The sequence below is a fragment of the Salmonella sp. SAL04196 genome, from assembly GCF_046550835.1.
Classification (GTDB): Bacteria; Pseudomonadota; Gammaproteobacteria; order Enterobacterales; family Enterobacteriaceae; genus Salmonella; species Salmonella enterica.
This window is the reverse complement of the sequence record NZ_JBGDXE010000001.1, coordinates 1,594,074-1,618,245: the sequence shown is the minus strand read 5'-3', so window position 1 is coordinate 1,618,245 and position 24,172 is coordinate 1,594,074. Positions and strand designations below refer to the sequence as shown.

The 24,172-nt window shown below is 52.8% G+C and carries 22 protein-coding genes; 10 read left to right on the top strand and 12 right to left on the bottom strand.

The window, feature by feature from the left end:
* The first annotated feature begins 79 nt into the window (after positions 1 to 79).
* Positions 80 to 2,185, top strand: coding sequence for a pyruvate/proton symporter CstA (gene cstA / locus ACLJPE_RS08180; RefSeq protein WP_001043108.1), 2,106 nt, complete (start codon positions 80 to 82; stop codon positions 2,183 to 2,185).
* A 63-nt stretch (positions 2,186 to 2,248) separates the two neighbouring features.
* Positions 2,249 to 2,446 carry a YbdD/YjiX family protein gene (locus tag ACLJPE_RS08175; protein ID WP_000460619.1) on the top strand — a complete coding sequence of 66 codons (198 nt, stop codon included), beginning with the start codon at positions 2,249 to 2,251 and terminating at the stop codon, positions 2,444 to 2,446.
* 35 nt (positions 2,447 to 2,481) lie between these two features.
* On the opposite strand, the gene ACLJPE_RS08170 is transcribed toward ACLJPE_RS08175, so the two are convergent.
* Positions 2,482 to 3,570: an oxidoreductase gene (locus ACLJPE_RS08170; RefSeq protein WP_001016871.1), complete on the bottom strand. Its 1,089-nt coding sequence runs from the start codon at positions 3,568 to 3,570 to the stop codon at positions 2,482 to 2,484.
* A gap of 126 nt (positions 3,571 to 3,696) precedes the next feature.
* Between ACLJPE_RS08170 and ACLJPE_RS08165 the strand changes: the two genes are divergently transcribed.
* Positions 3,697 to 4,857 carry a pyridoxal phosphate-dependent aminotransferase gene (locus ACLJPE_RS08165; RefSeq protein ID WP_001245597.1) on the top strand — a complete coding sequence of 387 codons (1,161 nt, stop codon included), beginning with the start codon at positions 3,697 to 3,699 and terminating at the stop codon, positions 4,855 to 4,857.
* Here ACLJPE_RS08165 and ACLJPE_RS08160 read toward each other — a convergent pair whose 3' ends face one another.
* The 4 genes from ACLJPE_RS08160 to dsbG form a co-directional block, all read right to left on the bottom strand.
* A complete protein-coding gene (locus ACLJPE_RS08160) occupies positions 4,858 to 5,475 on the bottom strand; it encodes an IbrB-like domain-containing protein (RefSeq protein WP_001164698.1) in 618 nt (205 codons plus the stop codon). It lies immediately after the preceding gene.
* The gene (locus ACLJPE_RS08155) at positions 5,448 to 6,683 is read right to left on the bottom strand and encodes a phosphoadenosine phosphosulfate reductase (protein ID WP_000118135.1); all 1,236 of its coding nucleotides are present in this window, start codon (positions 6,681 to 6,683) and stop codon (positions 5,448 to 5,450) included. Before ACLJPE_RS08155 ends, ACLJPE_RS08160 begins: the two co-directional genes overlap by 28 nt.
* A 162-nt stretch (positions 6,684 to 6,845) precedes the next feature.
* On the bottom strand, positions 6,846 to 7,751 hold the full coding sequence (gene citR, locus ACLJPE_RS08150) for a DNA-binding transcriptional repressor CitR (protein WP_000002491.1): 906 nt from the start codon (positions 7,749 to 7,751) through the stop codon (positions 6,846 to 6,848).
* A 316-nt stretch (positions 7,752 to 8,067) separates the two neighbouring features.
* Positions 8,068 to 8,814 (bottom strand): thiol:disulfide interchange protein DsbG, encoded by a 747-nt coding sequence (dsbG, locus tag ACLJPE_RS08145; RefSeq protein WP_000597125.1) that lies wholly within the window; start codon positions 8,812 to 8,814, stop codon positions 8,068 to 8,070.
* 440 nt (positions 8,815 to 9,254) lie between these two features.
* Here dsbG and ahpC point away from each other — a divergent pair, with 440 nt between their 5' ends.
* The 6 genes from ahpC to ACLJPE_RS08115 all read left to right on the top strand — a co-directional run bounded on the left by ahpC (position 9,255) and on the right by ACLJPE_RS08115 (position 16,111).
* Entirely contained in the window at positions 9,255 to 9,818 is a 564-nt protein-coding gene (gene ahpC / locus ACLJPE_RS08140) for an alkyl hydroperoxide reductase subunit C (protein WP_000052802.1), read from the top strand.
* Between the two features lie 241 nt (positions 9,819 to 10,059).
* Complete coding sequence (gene ahpF / locus ACLJPE_RS08135) at positions 10,060 to 11,625, top strand: alkyl hydroperoxide reductase subunit F (RefSeq protein ID WP_000887644.1); 1,566 nt, start codon at positions 10,060 to 10,062, stop codon at positions 11,623 to 11,625.
* Positions 11,626 to 11,957: 332 nt separating this feature from the next.
* On the top strand, positions 11,958 to 12,518 hold the full coding sequence (locus ACLJPE_RS08130; RefSeq protein ID WP_000377437.1) for a molecular chaperone: 561 nt from the start codon (positions 11,958 to 11,960) through the stop codon (positions 12,516 to 12,518).
* Positions 12,511 to 14,790 (top strand): molybdopterin-dependent oxidoreductase, encoded by a 2,280-nt coding sequence (locus ACLJPE_RS08125; protein WP_039512951.1) that lies wholly within the window; start codon positions 12,511 to 12,513, stop codon positions 14,788 to 14,790. Before ACLJPE_RS08130 ends, ACLJPE_RS08125 begins: the two co-directional genes overlap by 8 nt.
* The gene (locus tag ACLJPE_RS08120; RefSeq protein WP_001250387.1) at positions 14,787 to 15,344 is read left to right on the top strand and encodes a 4Fe-4S dicluster domain-containing protein; all 558 of its coding nucleotides are present in this window, start codon (positions 14,787 to 14,789) and stop codon (positions 15,342 to 15,344) included. Before ACLJPE_RS08125 ends, ACLJPE_RS08120 begins: the two co-directional genes overlap by 4 nt.
* On the top strand, positions 15,344 to 16,111 hold the full coding sequence (locus ACLJPE_RS08115; protein WP_023136392.1) for a dimethyl sulfoxide reductase anchor subunit family protein: 768 nt from the start codon (positions 15,344 to 15,346) through the stop codon (positions 16,109 to 16,111). The genes ACLJPE_RS08120 and ACLJPE_RS08115 overlap by 1 nt, the downstream gene beginning before the upstream one ends.
* A 67-nt stretch (positions 16,112 to 16,178) precedes the next feature.
* Here ACLJPE_RS08115 and uspG read toward each other — a convergent pair whose 3' ends face one another.
* The gene (gene uspG / locus ACLJPE_RS08110; RefSeq protein ID WP_000278499.1) at positions 16,179 to 16,607 is read right to left on the bottom strand and encodes a universal stress protein UspG; all 429 of its coding nucleotides are present in this window, start codon (positions 16,605 to 16,607) and stop codon (positions 16,179 to 16,181) included.
* A gap of 221 nt (positions 16,608 to 16,828) precedes the next feature.
* Here uspG and ACLJPE_RS08105 point away from each other — a divergent pair, with 221 nt between their 5' ends.
* Entirely contained in the window at positions 16,829 to 18,067 is a 1,239-nt protein-coding gene (locus ACLJPE_RS08105) for a zinc-dependent alcohol dehydrogenase (RefSeq protein ID WP_000646115.1), read from the top strand.
* 84 nt (positions 18,068 to 18,151) lie between these two features.
* On the opposite strand, the gene rnk is transcribed toward ACLJPE_RS08105, so the two are convergent.
* The 6 genes from rnk to citF form a co-directional block, all read right to left on the bottom strand.
* Positions 18,152 to 18,562: a nucleoside diphosphate kinase regulator gene (gene rnk, locus ACLJPE_RS08100; protein ID WP_000089748.1), complete on the bottom strand. Its 411-nt coding sequence runs from the start codon at positions 18,560 to 18,562 to the stop codon at positions 18,152 to 18,154.
* Between the two features lie 234 nt (positions 18,563 to 18,796).
* Positions 18,797 to 19,603 (bottom strand): ribonuclease I, encoded by an 807-nt coding sequence (gene rna, locus ACLJPE_RS08095; RefSeq protein ID WP_001529051.1) that lies wholly within the window; start codon positions 19,601 to 19,603, stop codon positions 18,797 to 18,799.
* A 109-nt stretch (positions 19,604 to 19,712) separates the two neighbouring features.
* Positions 19,713 to 21,176 (bottom strand): citrate/succinate antiporter CitT, encoded by a 1,464-nt coding sequence (gene citT / locus ACLJPE_RS08090; RefSeq protein WP_000059039.1) that lies wholly within the window; start codon positions 21,174 to 21,176, stop codon positions 19,713 to 19,715.
* A gap of 37 nt (positions 21,177 to 21,213) precedes the next feature.
* Positions 21,214 to 22,110, bottom strand: a complete 897-nt coding sequence (citG, locus tag ACLJPE_RS08085; RefSeq protein ID WP_000982653.1) for a triphosphoribosyl-dephospho-CoA synthase CitG — start codon at positions 22,108 to 22,110, stop codon at positions 21,214 to 21,216.
* Positions 22,082 to 22,633 carry a citrate lyase holo-[acyl-carrier protein] synthase gene (gene citX / locus ACLJPE_RS08080; protein ID WP_001238278.1) on the bottom strand — a complete coding sequence of 184 codons (552 nt, stop codon included), beginning with the start codon at positions 22,631 to 22,633 and terminating at the stop codon, positions 22,082 to 22,084. The genes citG and citX overlap by 29 nt, the downstream gene beginning before the upstream one ends.
* A 3-nt stretch (positions 22,634 to 22,636) precedes the next feature.
* On the bottom strand, positions 22,637 to 24,166 hold the full coding sequence (citF, locus tag ACLJPE_RS08075; protein WP_000192323.1) for a citrate lyase subunit alpha: 1,530 nt from the start codon (positions 24,164 to 24,166) through the stop codon (positions 22,637 to 22,639).
* Positions 24,167 to 24,172 lie beyond the last annotated feature (6 nt).

Here is a 24,172-nt window from a genome sequence, read left to right as displayed (position 1 = left end):
GTTGTGTTGTTAATTACGGTAAAGGTGTTATAGAAACAAAATGTAACATCTCTCTGGAACACCCAAACGGACAACAACTATGAATAAATCAGGGAAATACCTCGTCTGGACAGCGCTCTCAGTATTGGGTGCGTTTGCCCTGGGCTATATTGCGTTAAATCGTGGGGAACAGATCAACGCGCTATGGATCGTGGTGGCGTCGGTCTGTGTCTATCTTATTGCGTATCGTTTTTATGGGCTCTATATCGCCAAAAAAGTGCTGGCGGTTGACCCAACGCGTATGACGCCCGCGGTACGTCATAATGATGGTCTGGATTATGTCCCGACCGATAAAAAAGTGCTTTTTGGTCACCATTTTGCGGCCATTGCTGGCGCAGGTCCGCTGGTTGGGCCGGTACTGGCCGCGCAGATGGGCTATCTGCCGGGGATGATCTGGCTGCTGGCGGGCGTTGTGCTGGCGGGAGCGGTGCAGGACTTTATGGTGCTGTTCGTCTCGACCCGGCGTGATGGGCGTTCGCTTGGCGAGCTGGTTAAAGAGGAGATGGGCGCGACGGCCGGGGTGATCGCGCTGGTGGCCTGCTTTATGATCATGGTGATCATTCTGGCCGTCCTGGCGATGATCGTGGTGAAAGCGCTGACCCATAGCCCGTGGGGAACGTACACTGTTGCGTTCACCATTCCACTGGCGATTTTTATGGGCATCTACCTGCGTTATCTGCGTCCGGGGCGCATCGGCGAGGTGTCGGTCATTGGGCTGGTATTCCTTATTTTCGCTATTATTTCCGGCGGATGGGTGGCGGCAAGCCCAACCTGGGCGCCGTACTTTGATTTTACTGGCGTGCAACTTACCTGGATGCTGGTGGGGTATGGTTTTGTCGCGGCGGTACTGCCGGTCTGGCTGCTGCTCGCGCCGCGTGATTACCTCTCTACCTTCCTGAAAATTGGTACGATTGTCGGTCTGGCGGTCGGGATTCTGATCATGCGTCCGACGCTGACTATGCCGGCGCTGACCAAATTTGTTGATGGTACAGGACCGGTCTGGACAGGCGACCTGTTCCCGTTCCTGTTTATCACCATCGCCTGCGGCGCGGTATCCGGTTTCCATGCGCTCATCTCCTCCGGCACGACGCCGAAGATGTTGGCCAACGAAGGCCAGGCCTGCTTTATCGGCTACGGCGGGATGTTAATGGAATCTTTCGTCGCCATTATGGCGCTGGTCTCGGCCTGTATTATCGATCCGGGCGTTTACTTTGCGATGAATAGCCCGATGGCGGTACTGGCGCCAGCGGGGACAGCGGATGTCGTGGCTTCTGCCGCGCAGGTGGTCAGTAGTTGGGGTTTCGCTATCACGCCGGATACGTTACACCAGATTGCCAATGAAGTCGGCGAACAATCCATTATCTCCCGCGCAGGCGGTGCGCCAACGCTGGCGGTAGGGATGGCCTACATTTTACATGGCGCGTTGGGCGGCATGATGGATGTGGCGTTCTGGTATCACTTTGCCATTCTGTTTGAAGCGCTGTTTATTCTGACGGCGGTGGATGCGGGTACCCGTGCGGCGCGTTTTATGTTGCAGGATTTGTTGGGCGTAGTGTCGCCAGGGCTGAAACGTACCGATTCGCTGCCAGCGAACCTGCTTGCTACGGCATTGTGCGTGCTGGCGTGGGGGTATTTCCTCCATCAGGGCGTGGTCGATCCGTTAGGCGGTATTAACACCCTGTGGCCGCTGTTTGGCATCGCTAACCAGATGCTTGCGGGGATGGCGCTGATGCTTTGCGCCGTGGTACTGTTCAAAATGAAGCGTCAGCGTTATGCGTGGGTCGCGCTGGTGCCAACGGCCTGGCTGCTGATTTGTACGCTGACGGCGGGCTGGCAGAAAGCGTTTAGTCCGGATGCGAAAATCGGCTTCCTGGCCATTGCCAATAAGTTCCAGGCGATGATCGACAGCGGCAATATTCCGCCGCAGTACACCGAATCGCAGCTTGCGCAGTTGGTATTCAATAACCGTCTGGATGCCGGGCTAACCATCTTCTTTATGGTGGTGGTCGTGGTGCTGGCGGTCTTCTCTATTAAGACGGCGCTGGCCGCTCTGAAGATTGATAAACCGACGGCGAATGAAACGCCGTATGAGCCGATGCCGGAAAATGTGGATGAGATCGTGACGCAGGCGAAAGGCGCGCACTAATCTTTTTACATCAATAGCCCTCTCCAGAATAAGGAGAGGGCATTTGGATGACAGGTGACAACGATGTTCGATACGCTTTCGAAAGCCGGAAAATATCTGGGACAGGCCGCAAAAATGATGATTGGCGTGCCAGACTACGACAACTATGTGGAACATATGCGCATAACGCATCCGGATCAGACGCCGATGACCTATGAAGAATTTTTCCGCGAGCGGCAGGATGCGCGCTATGGTGGAAAAGGCGGCGCGCGTTGCTGCTGAGTGTTGCCAGGCCTGATAAGCGCAACGTCACCAGGCTATATTCTGAAAAATTCAACTTTTTCAAACGCCGCACGCAGGGTGTCAGGCGTTAACGTCACCGGTAAATAGTGGATGGATTCGACCGGGCGCAGGGTATGTGCGATTACCCTATCGATCTCGGCGGTGTTATGAATATCCACGTCCAGTTCGCTAAGTCGGGCCGGCAGATGAAATCGCCGGTACGCTGCAATCAATTGCGCCAGCACGTCATCTTGTCCCAGTAGCGCGCTTTGCACCAGAATGCCATAAGCCACTTTCGTTCCGTGCAGGAATTTTTCCGTTTGCGGCAGGACGGTCAGACCGTTGTGTACCGCATGGGCGGCGGCGACACGGGTATAGCGTTCCCCGAGGCCGCCGACCATACCGCCGCCAGCGATAATCGCATCCACCACGTCGCAAAATGCCTGGGTCAGCCGACGCTGCTGTTTATCCGCTAATGCTTGTTCGCTGCTGGTCAGCAGGAGATCGCGAATAGCGCACGCGCTGTTAATGCCCAGTCTTACGGTCAAAGGCAACGTTTCAGGCTGCGGCGCAAGCACAACGGCTTCATACCATTTCGCCAGCGTATCGCCAATGCCAGCTAACAGATAGTCATCGGGCGCCTGCAGAATAATGCGCGGTTCGACCAGCACCAGAAAATTGGCATCATCAAAAATTTCGAACTGTAACGCCTGTCCCGCGTCGTTATACCAGACGGAAAGCGGTGTCCAGGCGGCGCAGGTCGCCGCGATGGTCGGGATAGCGACAAACGGCAGCGCCAGACGGCGGGCGAGCGCTTTGGCGGTATCGAGCAGCGCGCCGCCGCCGACGCCTATCACCACCTGACGATCGTCGTTGCAGGCGTGCGCCAGTTGGGCAACATGGCGTTCGCTACAATGGCCGGTAAACTGCAGATGTTTTGCGCCAGCACGTTCAAACGCTTCCGGCAGGTAAGGCCGGGCGGCGGCAATCGCGCGTTCGCCGTACACCCAAACGGCGTGGGAAAGCTGTTCCGGCGTGAAAAAGTCTGTCAGTCTTCCGAGGCTTCCAGCATGGGAAAAATAATTCGCCGGGCCGGTAACGACGCGGATTTCAGTGTGGTTCATGTTGTGTTGTCCTTAGGGTCTTCTCACCGTTGTTATTATATTTAGACATCTAAACGTCTTGATTGCCAAATACTAACACCCTGTGATAGTGTGTCAACAACCACATCACTGGCGGGTATGAAGATAATGAGAAATAACCCACTGATTCCAAAAAGCAAATTGCCCAATCTTGGCACCACGATTTTTACGCAAATGAGCGCGCTGGCGCAGAAACATCAGGCAATAAATTTATCGCAGGGCTTCCCTGATTTTGATGGTCCTCGTTATTTGCACGAGCGGTTGGCTTATCATGTCGCGCAGGGCGCGAATCAATATGCGCCGATGACGGGCGCGCAGGCGCTGCGGGAGGCCATTGCCGATAAAACGGCGGAAATATATGGTTATCGACCCGATGACGTCAGTGATATCACCGTCACGGCGGGCGCGACAGAAGCGCTGTATGCGGCGATTACCGCGCTGGTGCGGGCAGGGGATGAGGTTATCTGTTTCGATCCCAGTTATGACAGCTATGCCCCGGCCGTGGCGCTTTCCGGCGGCGTGTTAAAACGCATAGCGCTCACGCCGCCGCATTTTCGCGTCGACTGGCAGGCGTTTTCGGCGTTGCTTAGCGAGCGCACGCGGCTGGTGATCCTCAATACGCCGCATAATCCCACCGCTACCGTCTGGCGTCAGGCGGATATCGAGGCGCTGTGGCAGGCTATCGGCGAGCGGGAAATTTATGTGTTAAGCGATGAAGTGTACGAACATATTTGTTTTGCCGTCGAAGGTCATGCCAGCGTATTGGCGCACCCTCAGTTACGAGAGCGGGCGGTTGCCGTTTCATCGTTTGGTAAAACCTTTCATATGACAGGATGGAAGATTGGTTACTGCGTTGCGCCTGCGGCCATTAGCGCCGAAATACGCAAAGTTCACCAGTACCTGACGTTTTGCGTCAATACGCCGGCGCAACTGGCGCTGGCGGATATGCTGCGCGCCGCGCCGGAACACTATCGCGCGTTACCCGATTTTTACCGGAAAAAACGCGATGTGCTGGTTAACGCGCTGGCGCAAAGCCGATTAAAAGTGCTGCCCTGTGAAGGTACCTATTTTCTTTTAATCGATTACAGCGCAGTGTCGACGCTAAATGACGTTGAGTTTTGTCAGTGGCTAACCGAAGAAGTCGGCGTCGCCGCTATTCCGCTCTCTGTCTTTTGCGCCGCCCCTTTCCCGCATCAGCTTATACGTTTATGTTTCGCTAAACAGGAATCAACGCTGCTGGCCGCCGCAGAGCGCCTGTGTAAACTGTAGTTATTTAACCGTCCACGCTCTGGAGAATCGACGGTCTGCAAAAAGCTCCTGCAGGCCGTTGATCTGTTTCAGGCGCAGGACTTCATCGGCGTCCATACCTAACTCCTGGCCGATTTTGCTTTCGTCCCAGCCTAGCAGAGAAAGTTCGCGCACGATTTCTGACATGGCGTGGATCTGGTGGCGTCCGCGCGCGCGGTTATGCCGAATGGTTGCCGCCATGCGTTCGTGACGTTCTCTGTCCAGACACGTTATCGGCAGGTAGCCTTTCAGACGCCTTTTCAGGACCGTTTTTCCTTTGCCCAGCTCATGACGGTGAAAACCGTCCACAATCTCGTACTCCTCGGCATCGGCCTTTACCACCACTATCGGCTGAGTAAACCCATCTTGTTCAATCGATTTAAGCAGCAGTTTTTTCTCCGGCGGCGCAACGTTATTCGGGTTGTAGTCATTAGGCGAAATATGATCGTTTTTCACCCACAGGACACAATCGACAGGCTCATCGCGAAAAGGACTAACGTTATGTATCGCCATTCTAAATTCATTAATGGCGGCGATTCTCTCTTCTTCAGGCAGTTCAGAGAGAAAGTGAGTTATTTCGGCTGTGATTCGGTGTTGCATAAGATCCCCCATTCCTGGCGTTTAGCTTTCATACGTTCGTTATAACGCTGGTAATTCTTAGGTTTTGTCGGACTGAATGACAGCGCCCGGCACCAGTAATCATTGTTCAGTAAAACTTTGCAGATCCGTCGCCACGACGGAATATCCCGCGATCCAATATCGCCCTGCTGCGTCTGTGGGATGGTGTTCATGCCTTTTTTCTTATACCACTGCAAATAAACGGCGATTTTATTACGGTAATGTTCAGCAGTGACTTCAGGCATACTGTGTAGCAGGAGCAACGCATACTCTTCCCAGTTAAGGTGATCGGGTTTTAAAATTTTCCGGTGGCCATAAAAATGGTTGTCTTGTCCGGCGTAGATACCTCCGCTGAGCACGCCGCTGACTCTGGCGCACATGGCCGCCCAGCGCTCAGGTTCGATAACATGATACAGCCATAACCCCTGTCGTTGTTCCGGGCCGAACGGTTCGCAAATACGCATGTAACGGGGCGGTACGCCAGCCTGATACATCAAATTATACAAAGGGTTACATGGTTTACCTGTTTTGGCGAACCAGGTCCAGATATCTGCGGTTTTCCAGTCATAGATGGGGTAGATATACCAGGTGTGACCCTTAGGGGCTAACGTGGTCCAGGGCTTGTCGTCGGCAAAGCGCAGCTTATGCGAGTTAGCGATAGCGGCAAATCGGTTATAGGATTCGTCGGAACGAATACCGACCAGCATAGCGGCAGGACGCTTTTCTGAAAACCAGTCGGCAAAATCGCGAACGAACTGTTCAAAGGTCATGCCGTGTTGATAAAAGGAAAAAAAGGCCGGATCGGTAATCGCATCTTCTGGCGGTTGTCGTACCCAGTCGGCACCCGGCTGCCAACACTGCCACTCCGGCTGGTATTGTGAAAGGGAATTTTGTGTGGTTAAGGGTAATGCGACCCAATAAAAACGCTCGATAACGTCCGCGTAGTATTCACGTAATGATTCAATATAGGCGATGGTACAGGAGAATTGCGCTTCCCAGTCAATGAAGAGAACGTGGATCTTTTTATTCATTTTGCGCGCCAACGTTGCCGTCAGGTGCAGCATAAGTCCTGAATCTTTACCACCGGAAAATGAGACGCAGACCCGGGGTAAGGTTTCCAGGGTCCACATTATACGCTCTTGAGCCGCTTCCAGAACATTTTGCTCAAGCGGAACTTTATAAACCGACATCTCTGGATAGTCTCCGATGTGTTAACTACAGTATATTCGAAATAATTAACATAAAGGATAAGCAGATTAGATGAACTTGCAATGCTTTATTATATTTACTAAATAAATGCATTCTATAAATATATAGATTGAATTTATGTTAATGCCCGTTACCTGACCTTTTTATTCATGCTTTTTTGTAATGTACTCAATGAGCTCAGTAAATCCGCTATTATTCATCGAAGCTCTATTATACATAAGATAGAGTTGTACAGGAGCAATGGTAAAAGGTATGGAGACTTTTTTAAGTTTGATAGTGGATGAGTAATAGTCAACAAGTGATTGTGGTAAAAAACCAATAAGCTCCGTGGCGCTGATGGCGTTGGCGATGGTTATCAGCGATTTGCTTCTGAAACCAATTATTCTTTCCCCCAGCATATCATGGATAACTGAATGATGATCTTTTATATCGTTTTTCCGGGCGACGAATTGCGTAAATGACTCTTGTAGAATTTCGTCGATAGTTGCGGTTTCACCTAGCCGGGGATGGTTTTCACTGCAAGCCAGGATACATTCCACCTTATTAAAGTGAGTACAAACAATAGAACGATTATTGAGCGGGGCCATTGAAACCACAATATCTGCTTTGCGGTAGGCAAGAAGATCTTCAGGCTGTTCGTCAGTGGTCAAAATGTCGTGATGTTCAATTTCAACCTGTGAATCTTTGCGAATATATTCAACTAATTTCATCACATATTGGGTGATCAACAGCTGTGGGCTATAGATAATAAACTTTTTCTTCAGACTGGACTGATTCATTATATTAATAGTTTGTTCCAGGCTGTTAAGGTTATTTTCTAAATGATAATGTAAATTAATGCCTGTTACGGTAGGCGTAATTCCTTTACCTGAACGAATAAATAAAGGGTCATTGAATTGCGTGCGCAGGCGTTGCAATGACTGGCTTACGGCAGAAGGTGTAATATAGAGAGTTTCTGCCGCTTTGCTAATGCTTAAATGTTGATAAATACATTCAAATATAACCAACAAGTTAAGATCGAATTTTTTAAGGTCGTAAAGGTTAGCCATAGTATCTTCCAGGCATAATCATGGTATCTTCCATGATTATGACTTAATCTCAATAATTTACCAGAATTATGTTTATTAAACTTAATGTAGATTTTATTTAAACTAAAATACCACAGTTATGAATATTTTAGCGAGTAAATAATCACAGTAAAGACGAACATAACTTACACTTTTATAATCACGCCGTTAGTCTAAAAAAGCTGTGCCGGATGATATGCTGGTCTGGCGTCGCGTTAATGCCAGGAGGAGGTTGGCCCGACAAACGCAGCGCTATCGGGCGTGGTACGGTTAAGCTTCTGCCTTGCTAATTTCTGCGTTAAGGCTGCCCCATCATGGCGTCCAGTTGCGCTTTTTCCGGTAAACCCACAACCTGTTGCAACGTCTTATCTTTATTCATGTAATAAATTGCTGGCGTCGCGTTAGCGCCAAGATCGTCCATTAACTGCTGATTCTGATTAATGACTTTCATCTGCGCCGGGGGGATGGACGCCGGAACCTCCAGCTTCATCTTTCCTGCGGAGGCTTCATAGTCATGCCATGTTTTCGCCGGGTCTTTCGCGGCTAAAATCGCTGCGGCTGTGGCCGGGCTTTCCGGTTTAATCACGCCGACCAGTAACGTACGTAATTGTACCTTGCCGGATTCGACCCACGGGCGAGCTTGCTGCCAAAACTGCTTACAATAGGGGCAGAAAGGGTCGGCGAAGACATACAGCACCACCGGCGCGTCTTTTTTACCGTCGAGTATCCATGACGCCTTTTCCATTTTCTGCCACATTTCTCGTCCGGCCGGCGCATAGATCTCTTTTTCTATCAGGGCGTTGCTAAGATTTTCACCTTTTTCATTATACATATAGCCGGAAATCGCGTGTTTGCCGTCCGGCGTCAGGTAAATCGTGACGCCCATATCCTGATACTTTCCGAGATAGCCCTTCATGCCCCCCGGCGCCTCGAAGGATTTCAGGATTGTTATGCCCTGTTTTTCAATGGCTTTAACCGGCGCAGGCAGTTCTTCCGCGTGGGCGAGAATGGGCAGCATAGCAAGCAGCAATGTACGTTTAATCATATTTTTTCCTTTTAAGATCAAAGCGAAAAGAGTATTAATGATGATGCCTATCGCAGACATAGGTAAGAGCTGGCGTGGCAGGATTGCCCTTTCTGTGCTGGGGTGATGTAATCCTTTTCGCTGTTACAGCCTTTGTTAAGGTAATGTAGAGCGCAACACTTAGCCAGCATATACGCTATGGATTTCGAATTGCAGACAATACGCCTGTAATTTGCAAGACGAGTCGTACTGGCTCTGAAGTTACCTGCGGGTAGTTCAGGTAATGGGGCCGCCTGTCAGGCGGCCTTTTTACTTTAGATGGCTGACAGGGCGCAGTGTTCACAATGTCGCCCGAATCGGGTTGTTAGTTAACGCTTATTGATTTGATAATGGAAACGCATTAGCCGAATCAGCAAAATTTCGTTAACTTACTCCTCAACGAAAACACGGAGGAAGTATAGATGTCCTTAATTAACACCAAAATCAAACCTTTCAAAAACCAGGCGTTCAAAAACGGTGAGTTCATTGAAGTCACCGAGAAAGATACCGAAGGCCGCTGGAGCGTCTTCTTCTTCTACCCGGCCGATTTTACCTTTGTTTGCCCGACTGAACTGGGTGACGTTGCCGACCATTACGAAGAACTGCAGAAGCTGGGCGTAGACGTTTATTCCGTCTCAACCGATACTCACTTCACGCACAAAGCATGGCACAGCAGCTCTGAAACTATCGCAAAAATCAAATATGCGATGATCGGCGACCCGACTGGCGCCCTGACCCGTAACTTCGACAACATGCGTGAAGATGAAGGTCTGGCAGACCGTGCGACCTTTGTTGTTGACCCGCAGGGTATCATCCAGGCGATCGAAGTTACCGCTGAAGGTATCGGCCGTGACGCGTCTGACCTGCTGCGTAAAATTAAAGCAGCACAGTATGTTGCCGCTCACCCAGGCGAAGTATGCCCGGCGAAATGGAAAGAAGGTGAAGCGACTCTGGCTCCATCTTTAGACCTGGTCGGTAAAATTTAAATTTCCGTCGTCTTTCACGCCATAGCTGCGTTGGCGTCGCCTGCTCACCCCGGTCACTTACTTCAGTAAGCTCCCGGGGATTCTCAGGCTAGCCGCCTTACTCTGACGTGAAATACTTTGGAAATTGTTTCAGTCATGGGCGCACCCGCGCCCATTTCATTTCAGCACCATGACGCAAGTTGTATTAATGCAGTCCCGCGAAGTCGGCTTGCATGATGATGTTTTCAGAGAGGGAAGAAGAATGCTCGACACAAATATGAAAACCCAGCTCAGGGCTTACCTTGAGAAACTGACCAAACCTGTTGAGCTGATTGCCACGCTGGATGACAGCGCTAAATCGGCGGAAATCAAGGAACTGCTGGCTGAAATCGCCGAGCTGTCCGACAAAGTCACATTTAAAGAAGACAATACTCTGCCGGTGCGCAAGCCGTCTTTCCTGATTACGAATCCAGGTTCTCAGCAGGGGCCGCGCTTTGCCGGTTCTCCGCTGGGCCACGAATTTACCTCGCTGGTTTTGGCGCTGCTGTGGACCGGCGGTCATCCGTCAAAAGAAGCGCAGTCGCTGCTGGAGCAGATTCGCGATATTGATGGCGATTTTGAATTCGAAACTTATTATTCACTCTCCTGCCATAACTGCCCGGATGTCGTGCAGGCGCTGAACCTGATGGCGGTGCTGAACCCGCGTATTAAACATACGGCAATTGATGGCGGCACCTTCCAGAACGAAATTACCGAACGTAACGTGATGGGCGTTCCGGCGGTGTTTGTCAACGGTAAAGAGTTCGGCCAGGGACGTATGACTCTGACCGAGATTGTCGCTAAAGTGGATACTGGCGCAGAAAAACGTGCGGCGGAAGCGCTGAACAAACGCGATGCGTATGACGTGCTGATTGTCGGCTCCGGCCCGGCGGGCGCGGCGGCGGCGGTCTACTCGGCGCGCAAAGGTATCCGTACCGGTCTGATGGGCGAGCGCTTCGGCGGTCAGGTGCTGGATACCGTGGATATCGAAAACTATATCTCGGTGCCGAAAACCGAAGGTCAGAAACTGGCGGGCGCGCTGAAAGCGCATGTTAGCGATTACGACGTTGACGTTATCGACAGCCAGAGCGCAAGTAAACTGGTTCCGGCCGCGACAGAAGGTGGCCTGCATCAGATTGAAACGGCGTCCGGCGCAGTCTTGAAAGCGCGCAGTATCATCATCGCCACCGGCGCGAAATGGCGCAATATGAATGTGCCGGGCGAGGATCAGTATCGCACCAAAGGCGTCACCTATTGTCCGCACTGCGACGGTCCGCTATTTAAAGGGAAGCGTGTGGCGGTCATCGGCGGCGGCAACTCCGGCGTTGAGGCGGCTATCGATCTGGCAGGTATTGTAGAACACGTTACGTTGCTGGAGTTCGCGCCGGAGATGAAGGCGGATCAGGTGCTACAGGACAAAGTGCGTAGCCTGAAAAATGTCGATATCATTTTGAATGCGCAAACGACAGAAGTGAAGGGCGACGGTTCGAAAGTGGTGGGGCTGGAGTATCGTGACCGTGTCAGCGGCGATATTCATAGCGTCGCGCTGGCAGGGATTTTTGTGCAGATTGGTCTGTTGCCGAATACCCACTGGCTGGAAGGCGCGCTTGAGCGTAACCGCATGGGCGAGATCATTATTGACGCCAAATGTGAAACCAGTGTTAAGGGCGTCTTCGCCGCAGGCGATTGTACCACCGTTCCTTACAAACAGATTATCATCGCCACAGGCGAAGGGGCGAAAGCCTCGTTGAGCGCCTTTGATTATCTGATTCGCACCAAAATCGCATAAAAAGAAGTAAGCACACCTGCAAGGTCAGTTAACTGGCCATCGTAAATGGCCCGATAGTGTAAGCTATTCGGGCCTGCGCTGTTTATGCCTGGGGCACGCCGCCAGCTAAAACACATTCTTCATTATCAATACTCTGAAACCGTCTGTTAATAACAGACGGTTTTTTATTTCAACGGTCTTCTGTTTTTAAACTTTGAAACAATAAAAACCTCTTCTACGGATTTAACGGGAATTTTTCTGTTTTTTTATCAAAGAAAGATTAAGCGCTTCCGTTAACATGCCCATTCTTTTTTCTTGATTTATATTGCATTTGTATGTGAGGTTATTTATTCATGGATTCAATCTATGAATCACTGACGGAATTAGAAAAAACAGGGCTTACATTGCGTGATTTTTTTAATTCTCATGATAGTCGTTCACTGAAATCTGCCTACGTGAGATTAAATCCCACTGCTGCGGTAAACCTTACCGATCGGGCGTGGCTGGAGGCGGAGTATGACTTTAATGCGCTATTCGTTGGTCCTGGCAAGCTGCTGGCTGCGCCTTTCGCTTCAGTGTATCTGGAGGACGATGCGCTGGTGATGGGAAAGGCGACGCTGGAGATACGGGATTTTATGGCAGCGTTGGGATTATCGGTTAATCAGGAGAGCAATATCCCTGACGATCATATTTCCTGCGTGCTGGAATTGACCACACTATTACTGGCTAATATCCGGCAAACGTCACAATACCGAACTACTCTCACTCAATATATCAATAACTATTTAACAAAGTGGGTGCCATTATATATCGAAAAAATAAAAACTCATGCGCAAACGACCACGTTATATACGGTGGCGGACATCTTATTTTATTGGCTTGATGAATTAAAACGAGAGTATCAATATGAGTAATGAGACAGGACATCTGAACAGACGTTCTTTTTTAAAGGGGATAGTGGCACTGGGCGCCGTTGCGGCTTTACCCGGAGGATTACTGACCTCCCGATGCGCGCTTGCGCAGCCGCCTGTTCCCTTTAACCCTAAAACGTACAAAATTTATCGTAACGCGTGTCCGCGTAACTGCTATGACACCTGTAGCCTCAAGACATGGGTAAAGGACGGGGTCATTACTTTCGTGGAAGGCGCGCCGGAATCAACATTTACTCACGGTACCCCTTGCGTCAAAGGGTTAAGCTATCCGCGCCGGGTTTATAGCCCCGATCGTATTAAATATCCCATGGCGCAGGACGTTCGCGGTAGCGGCAACTGGCGTCGCATCTCATGGGAAGAGGCGATGCAGCGCATTGCCGCCAGGATGCTGGAGATTAAGAAAAAAGACGGTTCTATGCTCGGTCTGGCGCTGACCAAATATTCCGGTAAGTTTGGCGTGCTGAACTATGCCGTTGAAGGGATGATGTCCTCGCTTGGCTATACCACCCGTTTTGCCGGTACGCCGTGCTGGCCTGCCGGTATCGACGCGCAAAACTACGACATGGGCGACATGTGGTGTAACGACCCGGAAGATATGGTGAAAGCGAAATACATCATTATCTGGGGCGCCAACCCGGCCTGGTGCTCAATGCACAGCATGAAGTACATCTATCAGGCGCGCGAGAAAGGGGCGAAGGTCGTGGTTATCGACCCGCTGCTGTCGCAAACTGCCGCCAAAGCCGATCTCTACCTGCGCGTACGGCCTGGCTCAGACGGCGCGCTGGCGCTGGGGATGGCGCGTCATCTGGTGGATAAAGGCCTGGTGGATCAGGATTTTGTCAACAACGATGCTCATGGCTATCCGGAATTTGAAGCCTATCTGCGCAATAACGTCACCGTGGAATGGGCGGCAGAAATCTGCGGCCTGTCTGCGGATGTCATTCGCCAGCTGGCAGAAGAGTTTACGGCGGTTAAGCCGGCCACGGTCTGGATTGGTTACGGGATGCAGCGTCATGTCAACGGCGGCGCCAACGTTCGCGCTATCGATGCCTTTGTCGCTATGTCCGGCAACATCGGTGTCGAAGGCGGCGGCGCGCGTTATGGCCATCTGCATACCTGGGGCTTTAACTATAACGCCATGCTGCAGAAGCCGCCGGTGGGCGCTATTGGCATACCGGGAGCGGCGGGCACCACCAGTGAATTCTGGGCTGCCGCTGGCAGCGACGCCGTGCAGTACTCCGATCGCTCTCTGAATATTAACCAGACGGCGCAGGGGATTCTGGAGGCCAACGATCCGCCGGTTCGTATGCTGTGGGTCGCCTGTAAAAACCCGTTTGCCCAGGATTTCGATCGCAGCAAGATGAAGAAAGCGTTTGAAAAACTGGAAATGGTGGTCTGCGCCGATCAGTTCTTCAACGAAACGGTGCAACACGCTGATATCGTGCTGCCCGTTACCACCGCGTTTGAAGAGTGGAACGTGGATGCTTCTTACTGGCACTACTGGCTTTCCATTAATCAGCCGGCGATTAAGCCGATGTATGAAGCAAAATGCGATCTCGAAATCGCTACCATGCTGTCGCGCACCATTAATAAGATGGCGCCGGGTTCCTGTACCTTCCCGCAAGAGTTCGATCACAAGCGCTGGCTGGATCAGGAGTTCAACGACGGTATGGCGAAAATGTTCGGCATCTCTTCCTGGGACGATCTGCTGGACGGGCCGAAAAAAGCGATCCTGCCAAGCTCTGCCGCCTGGTATGACCGCAAGTTCAAAACGCCGTCAGGCAAGTATGAATTTAAATCTGAACTGGCGGAGAAAAACGGCCACACCGCGCTGCCGGAATACAAACCGGAAGCCGAGAGCAAACTGCCGTTCCATCTGTTTACGCCGCACGTGCAGTTTGGCCTGCACTCGCAGTTTATCAACCTGGACTGGATGCAGGTGTTCTACCCGGAACCGTTCGTTTATATCCATCCTTCTTCCGCACAGAAAAAAGGCATCAGCGAGAACGATCTGGTCAAAGTTTTCAATGGCACCGGTGAAGTTGAGCTGCGGGCAAAAGTCACCACCAACGTGCCGGAAGATTTTCTGGTGATGTATGAAGCCTGGTTCCCGAAACGGCAGTACAACGTGCAAAACGTCGTGGCTGATACGCCTGCTGATATGGGGCTGATGAAAACTGGCGCGCCGGGCGCCGCTATCCACAGTCAGTTTGCTGACGTTGTATTGATCGGTAAAGGGGAGTCCGTAGCATGAGACGTGCGTTTTTAGTGAATAGCGATAAGTGCATCGGCTGCCGCGGCTGTGCTATGGCGTGTAAAAGCTTTAACCAACTGGAGCCGGATCGCTTCTGGCGCTACGTTTATCCGTTGGATAAAGACATCTATCCACATGAAGAGCGGGCGTTTTACTCGCTGGCCTGTAACCACTGCGAACATCCGGCCTGCGTCGCCGCCTGTCCGGTCGAAGCCTATACCAAACGTGAAGATGGCGTGGTGGTGCATAACCCTGAGCGCTGCATCGGCTGTAAAAACTGTATTCGTAACTGTCCTTATGGCGCGCCGCGTTTTAATGAAGAGACGCGTAAAGCGGAAAAATGCAGTATGTGCTACGAGCGTCTTGATATCGGTATGAATCCGGCGTGCGTGAACGCCTGTCCGGTGGGCGCCTTGTCGATTATCGATTTGGATGTCGATCCTGTGCCCGATAATGCGGTGCAGTATCCGCCAGGGTTCCCGCATATGCCACAGCTCAATCCAGGAACGCGCTTTATTCTGGCGCGCCAGCCTAAGCAGCCGGAGGACAAGTAATGGAAAAATATGAACTGCCGCTGGTGTTTTTTACGGTATTAAGCCAGATGTCTGTCGGGATGGCTTTGGTACTGACATGGCGTACGCTGCGTGGTGAAGTGGAAGGCCAGCGTTTCTATTGGTTGGTCACTGGGCTGGTGCTGGCACTGGCGTCTATTGCCGCGATTCTGCATCTGGCGCATCCCGATCGCGCTTATAATGCGCTGATTAACCTGCGACATGCCTGGTTAAGTCGGGAAATTCTTGGTGCTACGTTGTTTGGCGCAGCGGTCGGCGTAACGTTCCTGGCAAAGGGACATAAAGCGATGACTCTTATCGCCTCCGTGTTCGGCGTGTTACTGGTGGCGGTGCAGGGGATGACCTACGCCGCGCCAGCGATGGTGGCTATCGCTAATGGATTTACCATGCTGTTATTTTTTATTACGGTATGGGTCATGGGTTGCGCGGCGATTCCGCTGTTAAAACTCAGGCCTGCCGTTCCTGCGTTACGCCAGGGAATTGTGGTGTGTATCGCGGTACTTATCGCGGCGCCGCTGGTGTGGTTAAGCGGGGGAACGGTCATGCAGATGACGGCGCATTCATGGCTGGCTTCACCGTTTTATCTGGCAAGCCTGGTTTGCCTTGCGCTCGCTTTTGTCGTCAGCCGTCACGGTGATTCGCGCCCGAAACTCCTGTTCGTCTTGTTATTCGTCGGCGTATTTCTGAGTCGGCTGGCCTTTTTTGGCGACACGGTGAGTACTATTGTGAATATCGGGCATTTGTACTAACGATGATGCAGTAAAAAGCCCTGCCAGGCGCGACCTGGCAGGGCGTGTCAGTTTTTAGCCACCAGAGTTAACGCACAACCAATACCGGCAGCGTCGCATGGCGCACCACGCTTGAGGCGTTAGACCCCAACAGGTGTGTCGTGATGGACGGATTACGCGAACCGATTACCACGACATCCGCATCCAGTTCTTCGCCCATCTCATTGACGACATCGCGCACGCTACCAAAGCGAACATGTGTTTTAATTCGTGAAGGATCGATACTGAAGTGTCCCACCATCGTTTGCAGACGCGTTTCCGCCTCATGCTGTAAATGTTCTTCAAAGCGACGCACGTCGGCGGCAAAGCGGTGCAGACTCATGCTCGCGGACCCAGGCAGTACATGCAACAGATGAATGACGCCATCCTGTTGCGCCAGAAACTCAGCGTGGCGAATAGCTTTATCGCTAAGTTCCATTTCAAAAACATCAACCGGCATAATGATTGTCTTATACATACCCGTTACTCCCTGTTAATCAATACTGAATTTATTCAAGCATATAATAATGTTTCTTTCTGCTATTTGTCTGGCAATTTTAAATATTACGGCAACCTGGCGCTAAAAAATCGTGTATTTTCCAGGAAAAATCCTAAAGCCGCCTGTTTTGCCGGCAGTCTCTCCGGGATAGCTACCCTTTTATAGTCGAACGCAACATTCACCGTTACCCCGGAGGCTGCATGAAAGCATTGACGTATCACGGTCCACATCACGTAAAGGTTGAAAACGTACCCGATCCCGGCATTGAGCAGCCTGACGATATCATTTTGCGTGTTACCGCCACCGCGATTTGCGGATCTGATTTGCATCTCTATCGCGGCAAGATCCCACAGGTAAAACATGGCGATATTTTCGGCCATGAATTTATGGGCGAGGTGGTGGAAACCGGACATGATGTGAAGAATATTCGAAAAGGGGATCGGGTTGTTATCCCGTTTGTCATTGCCTGTGGTGACTGCTTTTTCTGTCGGCTACAGCAATATTCAGCGTGTGAAAACACTAACGACGGACACGGCGCGGCGATGAATAAAAAACAGATCCCGCCACCGGCGGCGCTGTTTGGGTATAGCCATCTGTATGGCGGCGTTCCCGGCGGACAGGCCGAATATGTTCGCGTGCCAAAAGGTAATGTCGGTCCATTTAAGGTGCCGCCGCTGTTATCTGACGATAAGGCGCTGTTTCTTTCTGATATTTTGCCTACCGCCTGGCAGGCGGCAAAAAATGCCCAGATTCAGCAAGGTTCCAGCGTGGCGGTTTTTGGCGCAGGGCCGGTAGGATTACTGACTATCGCCTGTGCGCGCCTGCTGGGCGCGGAGCAGATCTTCGTCGTTGATCACCACGCCTGGCGCTTGCGTTTCGCCGAAGAACGTTATGGCGCGATACCGATCAACTTCGATGATGAGAACGATCCGGCGGAAAAAATCATCGAGCAGACGGCAGGACACCGCGGCGTGGACGCGGTAATTGATGCCGTAGGCTTTGAAGCGAAAGGCAGTTTGACGGAGACGGTGCTGACGAACCTTAAACTGGAAGGCAGTAGCGGCAAAGCGCTGCGACAATGTATCGCGGCGGTCAGACGCGGCGGCGTGGTCAGCGTACCCGGCGTGTATGCCGGTTTTATTCACGGCTTTTTATTCGGCGACGCCTTTGATAAGGGGCTAACTTTTAAAATGGGTCAAACCCATGTTCACGCGTGGCTGGGGGAGTTATTACCGCTTATTGAAAAAGGGTTGCTGAAGCCGGAGGAGATTGTCACGCACTATATGCCGTTTGAAGAGGCGGCGCGCGGCTACGAAATTTTCGAAAAACGCGAAGAAGAGTGCCGAAAGGTTATCCTGGTGCCGGGAGCGACGTCGGCACAAGCGGCGCAGAAACAGGCGACGGGAGTAATCAACCCGATGCCAGGCGGCGTTGTCTGAAACAGGCAGAAATGAAAGGGCTAACGGAAAGAGGATGCGTAGGCATCCTCTGTGTAAACGCATTAACGCTTATGCAGATGGGGTTTAACGCAGGAAGTCGCCCGCGGCTTCAGGCTGATATTCGAGTTCCAGCACTTCGAGATGGGTGGAGGCGCCGCCCGGCAGTTCCCAGTGAATAGTGTCGCCGACGCGCAGTCCCAGCAACGCCGCGCCGACGGGCGCCATTACCGAAAGCTGGGTACTGCTGTCCGTCATATTGGCGGGGTACACCAGCGTCCGCACGCGTGTTTCACCATCGCTCAAATTGCGGAATTTAACGCGGCTGTTCATGGTGACGACATCGTTCGGCATCTCTTGTGGCGAACACATTTGCGCGCGATCCAGTTCGGCGTTGAGCGCGTCGGCAATCGGCAGATCCGCATACGCAGGCTGTTCCAGAAGACGATCAATACGTTCGGCGTCAAGGTCGTTAATGATAATAGTGGGTCTGGACATTTCTTACTCCATGTCATCGATACTGCGAGTAGTGCAGGTAAATGGTCCCAAAAGAAAACCCTCACCGTCTGGCGGCGAGGGTTTAACTCTCATGATGATACTGAGACTTCCCCCGTCTTTGAAGTGATTTAGTTCACATTCGGGTAAATCCTCAAACGTCATAGCCTTGAGTGAATTTTAGTCTACATTCGGGCGTGTTCTCAAATGTGGCTACGGTTTTAAACCTCTGCTTCGTCAATAACCGGCTTTATCGATAATAAACTGTTTCCCGCAGTTGCCGGGATGCGGCTGCGGCTGAAATGAGGCAGAGGAGAGCGGGGCGTTAATCATCGACGCCTTTAGTGAAAACTGAATCTCTGTTAAATAGGCGGGATTGCCATGGCAGTTTACTTTAACGGCTTTGACATTATCCTGGCCCCACATTTGTGCGACGACGCTATCAAACTCAGCGCGGCTAACGGTCTTGCCGTAATTATCCGCCAGAAACTGCCCCAGCGCGCTGTCTTTTATCGCCTTATCCAGCCGTATCATGGTGCCGAAATAGGCATTGGGATCAAACCCGAAACAGGCGCCATGTTTGGCATATTCGTAGCGCTCCAGACAGGAATTCCCCCCCGCGCCGGGCATCACTTCCTTAAGCGCTGCCGCGATGTCAGGCGAAAGTCCGGGGGCGGGGGCGGAGCATTTCCGGCTGGCCTTGACTTCAGGCAGATTCGGGATTGGCCGCGTCGCACAACCAAAGCGCTGCCAGCGTCTCTGGTCAACGCCGCGTGCGGCGATAGATTTGGGTAATCCAGGCCACAGGCCGTGGACGGTCAGAAAGTCTGCTTTGTTGGCTGGCTCTTTTTGCAGACGGCACTCATCGGGCTCCCGATGGCGGCGTTCATGCTGGCTTTGACAAAAACCGGTTTGCCAGGAAAGTGCCAGCACATAGTCAGTGAAATCACCGTACTGTTGCGCCTGAAGTTCGTCGGCGTTGGCGGCAAAAATCGGGGTTAAGAGGGCAGCCAGCAGCGGGCTGTAATGCCATATTGTGTTCATGGTGAATTCGATAATTTATACACATTATGAATGTTACCCATTTAATCATAAAAAATGCCGCTCAGGTGAACCTGAACGGCATCATTTTTAACCTACGTTGGCGTAATGTTTAATTCCACATTGCCAGAATCGGCCAGCCCACCAGCAACAGCATTGCGATATAGATAACGCCAAAGATTGCGCCAAGCCGCCAGTAGTCTTTGGATTTCACGTAACCGCAGCCGTAGATAATCACACCAGGGCCGGTGGCATACGGCGTCAGACAGCCCATGATACCGATAGACAGCACCAGCAGAATACAAAGTTGTTCCATCGGAACGCCCGGAATGCCTTTACCCACCGCCAGAATGACCGGCAGCATGGTCGCGGTGTGAGCGGAAAGGCTGGCGAACAGGTAGTGCGCGAAATAGAACACCAGTACCAGTACAATGACGGTTGCATCCGGCGAGAAACCTTCCAGATGCGTACTCATGGTATTGGCGAACCAGTCAATAAAGCCGGAGCGGGTTAAGCCATTGGCCATGACCACCAGCGTAGCGAGGTTCACCAGGGTGTTCCAGGCGCTGTTGTAGCGCGTAATGTCTTTCCACGGCACAACATGCAGCGCCAGCATCAGCGAGACGGCCAGCAGACCCACGGCAGTGGCGTTGATGATTTTTCCACCAAAAACCCACAATCCTAAGCTAAGCAGCACCAGGCCAATCAGCGTCCACTCTTTGCGGGACAGACGCCCCATGTTTTTTAACTCTCCGCCAGCCCAGGCCGCGACTTCCGCACTGTGGGTCACTTCAGGTTTATAAAGCACATAGGAGAGCCACGGCGCAACGATCAGTAAAATAATCCCTACCGGCAGAAAGCTGAGAAACCACTGCAGCCAGCTAATCTGGACGCCGGCGATCTTGCTGACGAACTCCAGACCTAACACGTTTGGCGCCGCGCCAGTGACAAACATCGAAGAGCTCAGGCTGGTACTGATCACCATCATCCACATCAAATAACCGCCGATGCGGCGTGCGGAAGGATCGTTTGGAAACGATTTAAACAGCGGCGGCAGGTTCTTGATGACCGGGAAGACAGTACCGCCGGTACGAGCCGTATTGGAGGGAGTAAACGGCGCCAGCAAAATATCGATAATGACAATCGCATAGCCGAGCGTCAGCGTGCGTTTACCCATGAATTTTACCAAAAACAGCGCAATGCGGCGCCCCAGCCCGGTCACTTCGTAGCCCAGCGCGAAAATAAACGCGCCGAAAACCAGCCAGACCGTGGTGCTGGAGAAACCGGCAAGCCCCCATTTCAGTGCCTGTTTACTGGCGTTAAACGCCGGATCGGCCAGTTCCGAAGCGTCAAATAGCAGGTAATTGCTGCCGATAACGCAAATGGTTACGGCGATAAAACTGATCGCTGTTGCCGGGATCGGCTCCAGGATCATACCGACAATCATCGCGACAAAAACCGCAAAATAGTGCCAGGCCTGTGGCGGCATACCATCTGGAACAGGAATTAGCAACATGACGCCCATCACCACTAATGGGGCCAACAACTTCCATATATTATCTTTGGATAAAGACATAAATGACTCTCCGGAAAGGATATTTTCTATAATTGTGTTAATGATTAACTTGCGAAATTTGCGCTAAAAACCAGGTCACGATCAGCAGATCGGCGCTACCGCCTGGGCTGAGATTGCGTTCAATGCATTGCTGATCGAACCGGTGGAGATAAACGAGATCGTCAGGCGTCCGTATGCCGCCCTGCTGTAATAAGAACGCTGCCTGCTGCTGTAACCAGCGCAGACCGTCCGCCCCGCCGCGCGACGCGACGTTGGTATCGCCGTTAAGCGACATCAGCAGCAGTAAGGTATCAAGCAGCGCCAGTTCCGGATCGCGCCCCTGCGCCAGCAATGCGCGGTAGTGCGGCAACGCGTGGCGGATGACCAGCGGATAGCCCGCTTCCGCTTCACCGCGCGCGCCGGTTAATCCCAGTTGCTGATACAGCCGCTGACCTGCGGTAAGCTGTAGGTTGTTCTGGCGCAGTTCGCGCGTTGTCAGGCCGCGGCAAAAATCGGCGGCGGTAGCGCAGAGTGTTTCTGCGGCGATCGGCTGGCGTAGCTGATACAGGCGGCCAATGGCGGCGCACAGTAACCCCAGCGAGAAAATGCTGCCTTTATGGGTATTGACGCCCGCCGTTGCGCGAAACATCGCTGCTTCACAGGCCATCCCCAATGGACGCAGGCCCGCCAGAACCGACTCTGGCGGCAGGCGCGTGCAGCTGGCGCCATATTCCATAAAGCGCGGCAGCCAGTGTCGAATCGCCTCCGCGCTGCGGTGAAAATCCGCCAGCGCCATATCTTTGTGCGCGCCGCAGTTTAGTCGGTCTACCAGACCGGGTTTTGGCGATAAATTTACCTCGGTCAGCATGGCGCGCCAGGCCAAATCGGCCCAGGCGTCGTACAGCGACTGAGGCTGAATGGAGGCGTTAGTCGGGTTGGCGGGAATCGGCATCATGCAGCAGCGCCTCCATATGAATCAGTAAATCAGTCAGCGCGTGGGTTTTACCCCGCGCGCATTCAGCCGCGCTTTGCCCGCACAGCAGACAGCGGCGAGCGGGAAGCGCGAAATGGCGGCGGGAGAGTATTTCGCCTTCCGCCGTCAGGACATCGATATCCCACAGGCGCCCCAGTGGATAACGCTGTTCAAGCGCGATGGTCGCCTGTTTGAGCGCCTGAGCGGGCGCGTCAATCGCCAGCAGCCCTTCCGGCCCGCTGGCGGAAGCCAGTGCAGCCTGCTCCCGGATGGTCCAGCCATACTCTTCTGCCAGCGTGTGCAGGGCAGTCACGCCGTGATTAAAGATCCGGCGGGTTAACGCGCTGTCTTTCATCGGGCCTGGCGCCACCACGGTAAAGGAGACCAGCGGAGTAGCGTGGCGCGTTAGCCAGGCGCGCTGTCTTGCTTGTCTCTCATCCCGGCTGGCGAGCAGCTCAGGAATAGAAACGTCGTGACAGGTGGCGAGTTCCGGAAGCAGGCGCATGGCTTATTCCTTCACCTGATGCACCACATCGATCACTGAACCGTCGCGATAACGCACGACAGCAATCACGCGGTCAGTGAATTCGATAGGGCGGGGCTGACCGGTAAGCAGTTGCGCGCGTTCGCGCAGCCACTCAATCGATACCACTTTCATTCCCGCTGCTTTCAGGCGTTCAGCCAGCTCCGGACGCGCCGGATTGACGGCGATACCGTGATCGGTGACCAGAATGTCAACGCTGGAGCCTGGTGTGACGCAGGTGGTGACGTTATCAACCAGCGTTGGGATGCGACCGCGCACCAGCGGCGCGACGATGATGGACAGCGCCGCCGCGACGGCGGTATCGCAGTGACCGCCGGACGCGCCGCGTAGAACGCCGTCGGAGCCGGTCAGCACGTTAACATTAAAGTGGGTGTCAACTTCCAGCGCGCTCAGTACCACCACGTCCAGACGGTCGACGGAAGCGCCTTTAGAGCCCCAGTTGGCGTACTGGTTAGCGCTGATTTCGATATGGTTCGGGTTGCGGGCCAAAGATTGCGCAGCGTTACGATCGAAGCTCTGCACGTCAAGCAGTTTGCGGATTAAGCCCTTTTCATGCAGGTCGACCATGGTGGCGGTGATACCGCCCAGCGCGAAATTAGCCACAATGTTGCGGCTACGCATTTTGTCTTCCAGGAAGCGGGTGACCGCCAGCGATGCGCCGCCGGTGCCGGTTTGTAGGGAGAAACCTTCGTTGAAGTAGCCGGAGTGAGCAATGACTTCCGCCGCGCTGCGGGCGATCAGCAGTTCACGCGGATTAGTGGTCATGCGGGTCGCGCCAGCGCCGATTTTGTTTGCATCACCGACTTCTTCGATTTGCACGATCAGATCAACCTGATCCTGAGCGATGCTTGCCGGGTTATGCGGATACGGCAGCAGTTGCTCCGTCAGCATTACGACCTGTTTCGCGCTGTCGGCATCCACCATCGCGTAGCCCAGTGAACCGCAGCAGGCCTTGCCGGTATAACCGTTAGCATTACCGAATTCATCGCAGGAGGGCACGCCAAGAAACGCAACATCAATATTGAGTTCGCCGCTTTGTACCAGATGTACACGACCGCCGTGGGAGTGAATCTGAACCGGCTCAGCCAGCAGGCCGCGAGAAATTTCTTCCGCCAGCGGGCCGCGCAAGCCTGACGTATAGATGCGACTGACCACCCCGTTACGAATGTGTTCAACCAGCGGCGCATGGCAGTCGCTTAGCGAACTGGAGGCCAGGGTCAGGTTTTTGAAGCCCATCTTCGCGATGGTTTCCATCACCAGGTTAATCGTTAGATCGCCGCCGCGAAACGCGTGGTGAAAAGAGAGCGTCATGCCGTCGCGTAAACCGGAACGGCGGATGGCCTCTTCCAGGCTGGCGCACAGTTTGTGGTCGCGCGGTTTTTGCGCTTGTAGATCCAATTTTGCCGCACTTTGGTAAGCGCTCAGTTCGCTTTCAGCGTGACGGCTCCAGGCGGCTACGCGATCCTGGCGTTGAGATTCATTTTTCTGCGTCATTTTTTT